At 60.2% G+C, this 12,106-nt stretch carries 15 protein-coding genes; 5 read left to right on the plus strand and 10 right to left on the minus strand.

Translation table 11 applies throughout. The features are described from left to right. The first annotated feature begins 98 nt into the window (after positions 1–98). From FH08_RS0123140 to FH08_RS0123155, 4 genes are all read left to right on the plus strand, one after another. The gene (locus tag FH08_RS0123140; protein ID WP_235210472.1) at positions 99–428 is read left to right on the plus strand and encodes a helix-turn-helix domain-containing protein; all 330 of its coding nucleotides are present in this window, start codon (positions 99–101) and stop codon (positions 426–428) included. Further along, positions 425–1,648: a type II toxin-antitoxin system HipA family toxin gene (locus tag FH08_RS0123145; RefSeq protein ID WP_031360640.1), complete on the plus strand. Its 1,224-nt coding sequence runs from the start codon at positions 425–427 to the stop codon at positions 1,646–1,648. Before FH08_RS0123140 ends, FH08_RS0123145 begins: the two co-directional genes overlap by 4 nt. A gap of 142 nt (positions 1,649–1,790) precedes the next feature. Then, positions 1,791–2,522, plus strand: coding sequence for an alanyl-tRNA editing protein (locus tag FH08_RS0123150; RefSeq protein ID WP_031360641.1), 732 nt, complete (start codon positions 1,791–1,793; stop codon positions 2,520–2,522). After that, positions 2,522–3,112, plus strand: a complete 591-nt coding sequence (locus tag FH08_RS0123155; protein ID WP_035566972.1) for a DUF924 family protein — start codon at positions 2,522–2,524, stop codon at positions 3,110–3,112. Before FH08_RS0123150 ends, FH08_RS0123155 begins: the two co-directional genes overlap by 1 nt. A 12-nt stretch (positions 3,113–3,124) precedes the next feature. Here FH08_RS0123155 and FH08_RS0123160 read toward each other — a convergent pair whose 3' ends face one another. The 6 genes from FH08_RS0123160 to FH08_RS0123185 all read right to left on the minus strand — a co-directional run bounded on the left by FH08_RS0123160 (position 3,125) and on the right by FH08_RS0123185 (position 8,346). After that, positions 3,125–3,871: an SDR family oxidoreductase gene (locus tag FH08_RS0123160; RefSeq protein ID WP_035566975.1), complete on the minus strand. Its 747-nt coding sequence runs from the start codon at positions 3,869–3,871 to the stop codon at positions 3,125–3,127. A gap of 31 nt (positions 3,872–3,902) precedes the next feature. After that, complete coding sequence (locus FH08_RS0123165; protein WP_031360644.1) at positions 3,903–4,487, minus strand: TIGR00730 family Rossman fold protein; 585 nt, start codon at positions 4,485–4,487, stop codon at positions 3,903–3,905. Then, positions 4,487–5,203: a TetR/AcrR family transcriptional regulator gene (locus tag FH08_RS0123170; RefSeq protein WP_031360645.1), complete on the minus strand. Its 717-nt coding sequence runs from the start codon at positions 5,201–5,203 to the stop codon at positions 4,487–4,489. Before FH08_RS0123170 ends, FH08_RS0123165 begins: the two co-directional genes overlap by 1 nt. A gap of 300 nt (positions 5,204–5,503) precedes the next feature. Next, on the minus strand, positions 5,504–6,001 hold the full coding sequence (locus FH08_RS0123175; RefSeq protein ID WP_075583369.1) for a diacylglycerol kinase: 498 nt from the start codon (positions 5,999–6,001) through the stop codon (positions 5,504–5,506). Between the two features lie 324 nt (positions 6,002–6,325). After that, the gene (locus tag FH08_RS0123180) at positions 6,326–7,357 is read right to left on the minus strand and encodes a glycosyltransferase family 4 protein (RefSeq protein WP_031360647.1); all 1,032 of its coding nucleotides are present in this window, start codon (positions 7,355–7,357) and stop codon (positions 6,326–6,328) included. A 74-nt stretch (positions 7,358–7,431) separates the two neighbouring features. Then, a complete protein-coding gene (locus tag FH08_RS0123185; RefSeq protein ID WP_419178021.1) occupies positions 7,432–8,346 on the minus strand; it encodes a UDP-2,3-diacylglucosamine diphosphatase in 915 nt (304 codons plus the stop codon). Between the two features lie 478 nt (positions 8,347–8,824). Here FH08_RS0123185 and FH08_RS0123190 point away from each other — a divergent pair, with 478 nt between their 5' ends. Then, positions 8,825–9,577, plus strand: a complete 753-nt coding sequence (locus FH08_RS0123190; protein WP_031360649.1) for a class I SAM-dependent methyltransferase — start codon at positions 8,825–8,827, stop codon at positions 9,575–9,577. Positions 9,578–9,691: 114 nt separating this feature from the next. On the opposite strand, the gene FH08_RS0123195 is transcribed toward FH08_RS0123190, so the two are convergent. Genes FH08_RS0123195 through FH08_RS0123210 form a run of 4 tightly spaced genes read right to left on the minus strand, consistent with a single transcriptional unit; the run spans position 9,692 to position 11,983 of the window. Further along, positions 9,692–10,216: an RDD family protein gene (locus FH08_RS0123195; RefSeq protein ID WP_051888461.1), complete on the minus strand. Its 525-nt coding sequence runs from the start codon at positions 10,214–10,216 to the stop codon at positions 9,692–9,694. Between the two features lie 6 nt (positions 10,217–10,222). After that, entirely contained in the window at positions 10,223–10,957 is a 735-nt protein-coding gene (locus FH08_RS0123200) for a DUF3106 domain-containing protein (protein ID WP_031360651.1), read from the minus strand. Positions 10,958–10,976: 19 nt separating this feature from the next. After that, entirely contained in the window at positions 10,977–11,423 is a 447-nt protein-coding gene (locus FH08_RS0123205; protein ID WP_031360652.1) for a DUF3619 family protein, read from the minus strand. Further along, a complete protein-coding gene (locus tag FH08_RS0123210) occupies positions 11,420–11,983 on the minus strand; it encodes an RNA polymerase sigma factor (RefSeq protein ID WP_031360653.1) in 564 nt (187 codons plus the stop codon). The genes FH08_RS0123205 and FH08_RS0123210 overlap by 4 nt, the downstream gene beginning before the upstream one ends. Between the last annotated feature and the right edge of the window lie 123 nt (positions 11,984–12,106).

The following is a 12,106-nucleotide window of genomic DNA, read 5'->3' on the forward strand; positions in this document are numbered from 1 at the left end:
TCGAAATTGAAGGTTTACCGAACTTTTCGTGCCGGTTAGCCAGGATGATTGTATTTGACCAGGATAGCCATAAGCGGTAAAATTATGCCGGTAATTCGGTGTTTAAGCTGATAACCGGCATAAAAATGCACTTTAATCTGTCTAGCTCTCAAGAAGTCGTAGCGGAGTTGGGGCAACGTCTGCGCGCGCAGCGGCTCCTGCAGAACCTTCAGCAGGACGAACTCGCCAGCCGTGCCGGAATCTCTGAGCGGGCTCTTCGCAATATCGAGCGCAGTGGGCGTGCCACGCTCGACAACTTCGTGAGGGTCGTCATGGCTTTGGGGCTGGTGGAAGAAATGGGCGGTATTTTTGCGTTGAAGCCCAAATCCATCAAGGCGATGGAGGCGGCCAGCATCAAGCGCCAGCGCGCTTCTCGAGCTTCAGAATGAAGAAGCTGAGTGTGATTTACGCGGGCTGGGGTGAGCGCTTCGAGCTCGGTCAACTGGCCGACAATGGCACCGACCTCCTGTTTGAATACTCCGGGCTCGCGCAGCAGCACGGCTTGAATTTGTCTCCACTCAAGATGCCGCTCGCAGCAACGACGTATGGAGACTTCCCTGCGCATCAACTGCGACTGCCCGGACTTGTGAGCGACTCCTTGCCGGACGGCTGGGGCATGCTCCTGGTGGACCGGTTGTTTCGGAAGCATGGGCGGGATCCCCGGCTCGTGTCTCCGTTGGACCGGTTGGCTTTCATCGGCGAAAAAGCGATGGGCGCGCTCGTCTTTGAACCCAATGACGGCGAAGTGCTGGTCCCGGAGGATGTTCAGCTGCTTACTCTCGCTCACGAAGTCCGCCAGGTGATAACGGATGACAGTGAGGCCCTCTTGCGCGAGCTCGCGCTGATGGGCGGTTCACCACACGGCGCGCGCCCCAAGGTATTGGTCAACTATGACCCGCATTCCGGCCGGATGTCGAACTCGGAGCAAGGACCAGGGACACCGTGGCTCGTAAAATTCCCGGCGCAGAACGACCACAAGGAAGTCTGCGCGGTCGAGGCGATGTATGCGGCGATTGCTGTGGCCTGTGGACTTCGGATGCCCACCACCAATTACTTCGATCTCAGTCCTTCGCTGTCGGCGTTTGGCGTCGAACGGTTTGACCGCTCCAACGGGATGCGTGTGCCGATGCATACGGCAGCGGGTGCGACCCACTCCGACTTCCGCGTGCCGCAGATGGACTACATCGCGTTGCTGCGGCTAACGCAGTTCATGACGCGGGACGCGCGTGAAGTTCAGCAGGCATTTGACCGATGTGTGTTCAACGTCGTGTTCAACAACCGCGATGACCACGCAAAAAACTTCTCATTCGTGATGGGCGCAGACGGCCGCTGGCAGTTTTCACCCGCCTATGACCTGACGTTTAACGGGGGGCCGGGCGGGGAGCATCAGATGGACATTTGCGGCGAGGCAAGGGCGCCGGCGCGCGAGGACTTGATGAACCTCGCCAACAAGACCGGCGTTGTATCGCGTATGGCATCGCAGAGCATCGAACGCATTGCCTCGGTTGCGTCAGGGTTCCGGCAATATGCCACGGGCTTTCCAATCACTGAGGAGACGCTCGACATGATGGAGCGCACCGTCAGGGCGAATCAGTCGCGGATGGCTTGACTCTCCGCTTGACGAATGGCATATCAGCCCGCGCCTGCCGGCCAGACGAGCAAGTGCGCAACCGCCCGGGCTAAGGAGGCCTGCGGCGGACCCGCATAATACGGGTTCATTTTCAGCCGGCGACAGACCAGGAGACTTCCCCATGAGCACACGCGCGTTGTTTCGCGAAGACGCCTATTTGACGCGCTGCGAGGCGTCGATCACCGCTATCGACGAGCTCGGTATCCATCTCGATCAAACCGTGTTTTATCCGCTGGGCGGCGGTCAGGCAGGAGACGCCGGATCGCTGACGCTGGCGGACGGCACGCGCATTGAAATGGCCGATACCCGCAAGGCCAAGTTTGAAGGCGCGACCCCCGATGACGCCGTCCATGTGCCCGCGCCGGATCAGGAAGCGCTGCTCGCAAAGCTGAAGGTGGGCGATCGGGTGACGGCCGAGATCGATTGGGAACGGCGCTACCGGCACATGCGGCTGCACACGGCGACGCATCTGGTGTGCGCGGCATTACCCTATCCCGTCGATGGCTGCAGCATCACCAGCGGTTATGCACGCATGGATTTCGCGACGGTCGAACCGATCGAGCGCGAGGAACTGGAAACGCGTTTGCGTGAGCTGATTGGCGGCGCGCATCCGGTGGCGACCGAGTGGATCACCGATCAGGAAATGGAAGAGCGTCCCGAGCTGGTCCGCACGATGAGCGTGAAGCCGCCGGCCGGCATGCGGCGCGTGCGTTTGCTGCGCATCGAGGGTATCGACTTGCAGCCGTGCGGCGGTACGCATGTGCGTAATACGAGCGAGATCGGTGAGCTTCGCATAGCGAAGGTGGAGAAGAAGAGTGCGCGCACGCGGCGTCTTGTAATCGAGTTCGCGTGATGCTCGACGCACGCGCTCAAGCGGTGCTCGACGCATGGTTCGGTGCGCCGGATTCAGCGGAATTCGGCCACGCACGCAAGGTCTGGTTCAAGAAGGACGCCAGGTTCGACGCCATGCTTCACGAGCGCTTCGGTACCTTGCTCGGGGAGGCATTGGCAGGCCGGCTTGCATCGTGGTCCGAAACACCGCTTGGTGCGCTGGCGTTGATCGTGCTGCTCGACCAGTTCACGCGCAATTGCTTTCGCGATACACCGCGAGCATTCGCCGGTGACAAGGAAGCGTTAAAGCTGGCGCGTACGCTGGTCGATACACGCGACGAACTCACGTTGCCGACCATTCATCATCGCGTGTTTGTGTACATGCCGTTCGAGCACGACGAGACGCTGGCAAGCCAGCATGAATCCGTGCGTCTACATCAAACGCTCTTCGATGAAACCGGCGACAAGGACATTGAAGATCGGCTGAAATACGCGCATAGCCATGCTGAAGTGATCGAGCGTCTTGGCCGCTTTCCGCATCGCAACGTGATCCTTGGCCGCGAGTCGACGGAAGAAGAACGCGCGTGGCTCAAGAAGAAGGGCGGCTTTTAAGGTTCCAACGTTTTAACGTCCGCCCGCCACGTCGAGCAATGCGCCAGTCACATACGACGAAGCATCCGACAACAGCCAAACAATCGATTCCGCGACTTCTTCCGCCGTACCGGGCCGTCCCAGCGGCGTGAGCGCGCCCAATTGCGCTGCCCGATCGGGCGCGCCGCCGCTTGCGTGAATCTCGGTATCGATCAAACCTGGCCGCACGGCATTCACGCGCACGCCTTCCGGACCGAGTTCTTTCGCGAGGCCGATCGTCAAGGTATCGACGGCGCCTTTCGAACCCGCGTAATCCAGGTACTCGTTCGGTGACCCGAGCCGCGCTGCCGCCGACGATATATTGACAATCGACCCGCCCCGTCCTCCACGTTTCGTCGACATACGCCGCGCCGCTTCACGCGCGCAGAGATACGCGCCGAGCACGTTGGTATCGAAGACGCGTTTCATGCGCGCGACGTCCATGTCGGCTAGCGCCGAAGCGGGCGCGACAATGCCCGCGTTGTTCACGAAACCATCAATCGGACCGAACGCACGCACCGTTGCATCGAATAGGGCAATCACGTCGGCTTCTTCGCAGACATCACCCTGGATCGCGACCGCTCGGCCACCGGCGGCTTCCACACGTGCAACGGTTTCATCGGCGGCGCTGCGGTTGGTCGCGTAATTCACGCCGATCGACCAGCCACGTGCCGCGCACAGTAACGCGGCGGCACGGCCGATGCCGCGGCTGCCGCCAGTGATCAACACTACCTTCGACATCGTCAGGTTCTCCGCTTAGTCAGTTGATGCATCAAACAGCGTCGCGTTTCTCAGGCCAGCGGTCAACCAGCGGCGGTTGATACGCCTTAAGCGATTCGATCAGCTTCACGGGATCGGCGTTGACTTGCAGCATATCGAGGTACGGCGCGCGCATGAATCCTTCTTCCACCGTATGGCGCAGCATGGCGAGCAGCGGATCGTAATACCCATCCACGTTCAGCAACGCGACCGGCTTCTCGTGATACTTGAGCTGGGCCCACGTGTAGGTCTCGAACAGCTCTTCGAACGTGCCGACGCCGCCAGGCATCGATACAAACGCATCCGAGAGATCGGCCATTTTCTTCTTGCGCTGATGCATGTCGGGCACGACATAGAGTTCCGTCAGACTCTTATGGCCGACTTCCTTGTTCATCAGCAATTCGGGGATCACGCCGATCGCGCGGCCACCGAGCGCCAAGACTTCATCGGCGATGATGCCCATCAACCCCACGCTCCCGCCGCCGTAGACCAGCGCGAGATCCGCTTCCACCAACGCGCGGCCGAACGCTTTTGCTGCTTCGGCATAGACCGGTCTTGCTCCATTGGCGGAGCCGCAATATACGCAGACTGCTTTCATTAAATAGGTTCCTTAGGGGCGCCGTCTTCCTTCGGCGCGCGGTAATCGGCAAAGACGCGTTCCGGCATTTTCCCCGATACGAGGTCGTCGAAAATCTGCCGTGATCGCCCGCGCAGATACGGCGCCATCATCGAGATGATTTGCAGGCTCGCTTGATGCAATTCCGAGCGGATCGTTTCCTGCTCGTTGTATTTGCGCGGGTTCATGACGAACTGGTACGACAACCAGTACGTGGCGATCACGCCCATGTTAGTCGCGATCACCTTGATTTCCGCGGGTGTCGCGACCATTTCGTGATCGGCTACAAGGGCGTCGCACAGTTGCTGGGCGAAGTTGACCTTGTGGGTGATGATCTGTTTGAAATGCGTTTCCAGCGTGCGGTTGCGCGCGAGCAGATCGTTCAGGTCGCGATACAAAAACCGGTACTGCCACAGGAAATCCGCCATGTACTGCAGGTAGGACCACATCTCGTCAATGGTCGGACGATGGTCTTCGGGAAAGCGCAGCCGCTTTTCGATCAGCTGTTCGAACTGGGCGAAAATGCTGTTGATGATGTCGTCTTTGTTGCGGAAATGGTAGTACAGGTTACCTGGACTGATTTCCATCTCTTCGGCGATGGTGGTCGTCGTGACGTTCGGTTCCCCGATATCGTTGAACAGCTTCAGCGATAGTTCGAGAATCCGTTCACGGGTGCGGCGGGGAGGTTTGGCTTCCATGTCGTCCGGACCTGGTTGACCGGCTCCGGGTGAGGGCGGCCCGGTGGGGCCTGCGTGACGGTCGGAATGCGGCCTGAATGCAGCCTGATTGACGGCGTCACGAACCCGGAATCGGTGGGTATCTTGGATATTGGGACGATTATAAACGGCTGAGAGGGGGCCGGGTCTGCGCGGGGGTGCCGGCCGGCCGCCGCGGCGCGCTTCGCGGATCGCTTATGTGAGTTCAAGCGCGAGTGCTGCGTGAGTGCAGGGTGAGCGCAGGGTGAACGCAGGGTGAACGCAGGGTGAAACTAAGCGCGTTTAAAACAGCATCAACGCCCAGCGCCACAGCAGCGGGCCGACTATCAAGCCCCATGTCAGCACGCACACGAGCAGGGCGACCATGACCGCCGCGCTGCCGAAATCCTTCGCCCGTTTGGACAGTTCGTGCCGCTCCAGTGAAATGCGGTCTATCGCCGCTTCCACGCTCGAGTTGAGCAATTCCACCATCAGCACCAGCAGCACGGACGCCAGCAGCGCCGCCCGCTCCACCGGCGAGACCGGCACGAAGATGCCGCACGGCACCAGGATGGCGGCGAGCGTCAGCTCCTGGCGAAACGCGCTTTCTTCGCGAATCGCCACGCGAAAGCCGTTCAGCGAGTTTTTCATCGCGTGCCAGGCGCGGGTCAGGCCGCGGTTGCCCTTGTAGGGATTGAACGGCAACGGAGCGAGGGGATCATCGGCGCTCAAGGGTTCGCTCGGATGCGGCGTGGCCTCGATGTCGTCGTCTTCGTTGCTGAAGGGTTCCCGGTGTATCAAGAGCAGGGATTTCGCTTGCACTGAAGGTTTGGCTTTCACATTGCGCTTCTTTGAAACTTGCTGTGATTGGTCTGACGCACGCCGCGAGTCGCGAGTTGCGGTCGTAGCCACTCCGCTGTGCGGAGCGACTTCTCGCGCGTCCGCTGTGCAGAAGTCAGCAAAGACGAGTCCGCCGGCGACATGTTGCAGTTGCGGGCGGCCACATCGCATTGTTCCCTTCCTCGGCCGGTGGGTCTCGAACCGCACAGCGCGCTTTGACTCCCGCTACGTTACGCCGGGAGCAACGCCGCGTTCAATCGCGCCGTTGCTCTCGCGAGTGCCAGATTACGCCGTTGCTTGCTTTTGCGTCGCACCGCGCGTCGCGAGCGGCTTCAAATTCGCCGCGAATTGCTCCGATGCCGCGCGCCACGAGAACTTCTCCGCCCACGCACGGGCATCGGCGCGTTGAATCTTCAGCGCCCGCAAACACGCTTCGCGCAGGTCTTCGTCGAGCGCGCCCGGGCCATCGGTGCCGAGCACATCGATCGGACCCGTCACCGGATACGCCGCGACCGGCGTGCCGCATGCCATGGCTTCGAGGAGCACCAGGCCGAAGGTATCGGTGCGGCTTGGGAACACGAATACATCGGCGGCCGCGTAGACCTTCGCCAGTTCCGCTTGCGACAACACGCCAAGATAGTTCGCGTTCGGATAGCGCGATTTCAGTTCGGCAAGCGCCGGTCCTTCGCCCGCGACCCACTTCGATCCCGGCAGATCGAGCTTCAAAAAAGCCTCGACGTTCTTCTCGACCGCCACGCGTCCGACATACAGAAAAATCGGCCGCGTCGTGTTCAAAACCTTCGAATCCATCGGTTGAAAGATATCCAGATCCACGCCGCGTGTCCACAAGACCACGTTCGTAAAACCGAACTTTTCGAGGTCATTTTTAACCACCGGCGTGGGCGCCATCACCGCTTGCGAAGGCTTGTGGAACCAGTGCAAAAACTTGTAGGTTGCGGCGATCGGAATATGAAACCGTGCCTGCACGTATTCAGGAAAGCGCGTGTGATACGCGGTCGTGAACGGCAGTTTGTTGCGTATGGCGAACGAGCGCGCGGCCATGCCGAGCGGACCTTCCGTTGCGATATGCAGCGCGTCCGGCGCGAACTCCTCTATGCGTTGCGCGACGCGGCGGCGCGGCAGCAGCGACAGGCGAATCTCGGGATATGTCGGGCACGCGATGGTCCTGAACTCGAGCGGCGTCAGCAATTCCACGCGATGTCCCAGCGCAGTCAGTTCGCGGCTGGTGCTTTTCAATGTGCGCACGACGCCGTTGACTTGCGGTTCCCATGCGTCGGTAACGATCATGATTTTCATTCGATGGCCTCAGTAAGTGAAAGCGCTCAGGACGTTGCTCGGGCAAACGCTCATGCAGTCGCTCAAGCAGATGATCAGGCAGTTGCCCCGGCCTTTTGCGAATGGAGTTCAGGGGAGCGCAGGACGGTCCAGTAGATGATCTTCAACTCACCTTCAAACGTCTCGACAAGCGCCGACAGGCTCTCGACCCAGTCACCGTCGTTGCAGTACAGGACACCGTCGATATCGCGGATCTCCGCTTTATGGATGTGGCCGCACACAACGCCGTCGCAGCCGCGGCGGCGCGCTTCATCGGTCATCACGTGCTCGAACTTCGAGATGAAATTCACCGCGTTCTTGACCTGGTGCTTGAGGTATTGCGAGAGCGACCAGTAGTTCAGGCCGAAGCGGCTGCGCACCCGGTTGAACCAGCGGTTGAGCAGCAGGATCAGTGTGTAGAGCGTATCGCCGAGATAAGCGAGCCACTTGGCGTGCTGGATGACGCCGTCGAAGAGGTCGCCATGCACGATCCACAGGCGCTTGCCCGCGAGCGTGGTGTGGAAGGCTTCGTTGCGTACGTGGATGTCGCCGAAAGCCAGGTCGCAGAACTGTCGGGCGGCTTCGTCGTGATTGCCCGGAATGTAGACCACTTGCGTGCCTTTGCGGGCTTTGCGCAGCACTTTCTGAATCACGTCGTTGTGCGCTTGCGGCCAGAACCAGCCTTTGCGCAGTTGCCATCCATCGATGATGTCGCCGACCAGGTACAAATACTCGGAATCGTTATGGCGGAGAAAGTCGAGGAGATAGTTCGCCTGACAGCCACCGGAGCCGAGATGGATATCGGACAGCCAGATGGTGCGGTAGCGATGGTCGGCGGGGTCGTCGTCGGAACGAGAAGGGGGCTCGGAAATGCTCTGGGGAGTGAGGCTGGCGCTGGTGGCGTCAGGTGGATGGGACGGTGGCGCGACGTCGTTGCGGAACGCGATGGCTTCGGCATCGCGGAGGGTAATGCCTAGGAGGTGACTCGCAGACGATTTAGTGGCCATGGGCACGCGCAACGGGTTGCAGTGCGGCCATTGCGCCATGCTCGCGTGACGGAGCCATGACAGTCACGAAAACTTCTTATTACTAAGGGTTGCGATGGAAGTGGAGAGCGTGCTGCGAGGAAGGAAAAATGCCGCGAATTGCGGCTCTTCGATGTGTTTTGCAAGACAGGTATCGATCCAGCCCGGTTGGCTTTGAGGACGCTTACACCGCATTACGCCGAGCGATGTTGCTGCGCGATCAGGTTCGCTCAGTCGGAAATTCCCCGACGGATATCGTTGCTGCAGAGCCACGACCGCGCGAAAACTGTCACGACTTTTGACACACGACAACATGCACGAGTCGCCGATGACCGGATGCGATACACCGCTGCAAGTACCCGAGCCACTCTGAATCCTCATCGTGTTGGCATAGCCTATACTTTCAAATTTGCGATGGAATCCTATGCAACTGGATAGTGGAACAGTGGGGCCGGTCGTTCGAATCTCGATGTGCAAGGTATGCAACGAACCGGCGCCTATTTACGGTGTCACCGACTTCAACAAGAGTTGCGAAGAGCGGCGCGGCCGCTATCTGCCGCTCACCGGCGTGCCGGTCTATTACCACCGATGCGATGCCTGCGGTCTCATCTTCACGACTGCGTTCGATCATTGGAGCAAGGCCGACTACCTGCAGCACATTTATAACGACGACTACGTGCTGGTCGATCCTGACTACATCGATTCGCGTCCAGCGGGCAATGCCGCCTTCATTCTCGATTTCATCAAGAAAGGTCACGAGTTGAGATGTCTCGACTATGGCGGCGGCAATGGCAAGCTGACTTCGTTATTGCGCGAGGGCGGGGTGGACGGGCACAGTTGGGACCCGATGGACGAAGAAGCGGTGCCACCGTCCGGCTCCTTCGATTTCATCAGCGCGTTCGAGGTTCTGGAGCACACGCCTGAACCGCTGGCGACGGTTCAGGAAGCGCTGGGGTTATTGAACGCGCGTGGAGTGTTGTTGTTTTCCACGTTGACGATCGATCACGTGCCGCCAAGGGGGATGGACAACTGGTACATCGCGCCTCGCAACGGCCACATCACGCTGTACACGCGACGATCATTGCAGACGATGTTTGCGGGATTGGGTTATCGGATCCATCACTTCAACGACAACCTGCATATGGCACTGAAGGACGTCCCGGAGTGGCTGACTTGAGGCAAACGATCGGGGAATGGTGAGCAGGACCTGCATGACGATTCGGATGCCTGAGGTATTCCTGCGCCGTCATGAGAGACGGCATCGACCTGACCCAAGCCGCAAAACGCCGACCTAGGCCCCCGGCGGAACCACTCCGACGATCCGCGTTCCGGCCAGCCGGTCGTGCAAAAACTGCCGCGCCGGATCGAGCCAGACCGCTGCGGCCCAGAGCGCGATCCACACGGTGGTCACCACGAGCGTGGCCGGAACGGAAAGCTTGAGCAGCGGATGCAAGGCCAGCGGCGGCAAGAACCACAGCCACGCAAACACATATCGAGCAATGGCGCGTGCAATCGAAACCGGCGCTCCCCGCGCATCAACGACTTTCAGCCGCCAGGTCTTCATGGGCAGGGTTTGCCCGCCATGCGTCCAGAAGTAGACGAAATAAACCGCGAGCACGAACCCGATCCACGCCATCAAAATATTGTGGTGGGTGAGCCCGTTGCGTTGCTGGGTGAGCGTGCTGAACAAATACCCGGCGATAAAAACGATCCCGAACAGGATCACGCCTTCATAGAGCATCGTAGCCAGGCGGCGACGCAGCCTGGGCGCGGTGAATCCGGGAGACTCAATAGATTCCAGAGAGGATGCGCTCACTTTTGCCTAGGACCCGTTGAACACAGACGGCGCCTGCTGCGGCGAAACCGGAATCGGCGTGGCCGGCACAAAACTGGCGGCGCCGGGAACAGCGGGTACCGCAGGAGAACCCGACGCCCCCATTTCAGCAGCAGCCTCGGAGGCACGTGCATGTTCCCGGGCAGTCATCAGCCGGTCGATATCCTTGACTTCCGTCTTGCCGGTAGGCGGCGCGCTGACAACGGTCGGCCGGCGAGGCCGCTCGGTGGCGGCGAGTTTTTTCTTCTGCTCTTCCGGGAGCTTTTGATACGCATCCCACGCGCGTTCCCGCTTCTCAACGGGGACGGACTTCGAAACTTGATAGTTTTCGCGGGCGACTTTGCGCTGATCCGGGGTCATGCGGATCCATTCGGTCATACGCTCATGAAGGCGCTTTTGTGCATCGGGCGACATCTTCTTGTATCGCGATGCTATCTTGATCCAATTCCTCTTACGTTCCTCGCTGAACTGATCCCATTCCGACGCAAACGGCGCGAGCGCGACGCGTTGAGCGTCGGTGAGCTTGGCCCAGGCCATGGGACTTTGCGGGGAGGAGAGCGAAGAAAGCGGTGACAGGACTTCGCCCGCGCTCGCCCCGGCCGGGGCGGCAGCAACGGGCACCGCCGAAGCGGACGAGTAGAAACGCGGATAAGTGGCCGCAAACGCGACAAGTCCCGCAATTGCGCATCCAAAGACAATCGCGAGGCCGCGCTTGTAACTCACCCGATGACTCCTGCGTTCTTTAATGATTGCGCGTCAGGTACGCGTTGAAACCGTGGTCGAGATAGGCGTCGAGCGGGAGATTGTCGCTGAGCATGGCCGCGTCGATATCGGCGAGTTCCGCGGTGCGCTGCTGGTCCTCAAAATAAGCGATGCCAGCCAATCCGATCACGAGTGCGAGCAGCGGCCAAGCCAGCGCGAGGCGCGAGAAGCGACCGCGTTTACCCGCATGGCCGGACCCCGCACCGGCCAGATGGCCGGAGCCGGCCGCACCCGCTCCGGCGAGCGCAGGCGCGAACACCGGCGCCGCGACCGCGACTTTTTCCGGTTTCTTGCGTGCGATCGCCGTCCGGCGAGCCGCCGCCAGCTTGTCGAGCGAGGCGGCGGGCAGCGAATTGATGTTTTCGTCGAGCGCGCGGCGTACCTTCAGCGCGAACTCGGTTTCCTTGTGATCGAGAGCGTTGCTCATAGCGTGATTCCTTTCGCCTTCAGCGCGTGTGCCAGCGCGTGCGTGGCCCGCGAGCAATGTGTTTTTACGCTGCCTTCAGAGCAGCCCATTGCAGCGGCGGTTTCGGCGACATCCATATCCTCCCAGTAACGCATGAGAAACGCTTCCCGTTGACGTGCTGGTAGTTTTTGGATCTCCGCGTCGATCAGGTTGAGCACCTGTTCACGCTCGAGCCGGCTCTCGCCGCTTTCCGCACCGACCGTCCCATCCTGCGAATCGAAGGTCTCCAGGGGGTCGAATTCGTCGTCGTCGGCGTTGCCGAACGAGGAGAACAGGCTTACCCACGTATTGCGGACCTTTTGGCGCCGGAAATAGTCGTGCGTTGCATTCTGGAGGATACGCTGAAACAAAAGGGGCAATTCGGGCGGTGGCCGGTCGCCGTATTTTTCGGCGAGCTTGATCATCGCATCCTGAACGATGTCGAGCGCCGCATCGTCGTCGCGTACGGTGTACACCGTCTGCTTAAACGCGCGTCTTTCGACGCCCGCCAGAAAATCGGCGAGTTCCTTGTCTGATGCCATCCGTGAGGCCCGGCGCAACGAGCGTGCGTCGATAAGGGTTGGTGAGAGGTTTAAAACCTGCGGATGCTAGCAAACTTTTGCGTCAACAGCGAGCAAATGCGCCGCCGTTACAGCCTGAAACAC

Origin of the sequence: Caballeronia sordidicola, from assembly GCF_000729995.1 — a bacterium.
GTDB classification, from domain to species: domain Bacteria; phylum Pseudomonadota; class Gammaproteobacteria; order Burkholderiales; family Burkholderiaceae; genus Caballeronia; species Caballeronia sordidicola_A.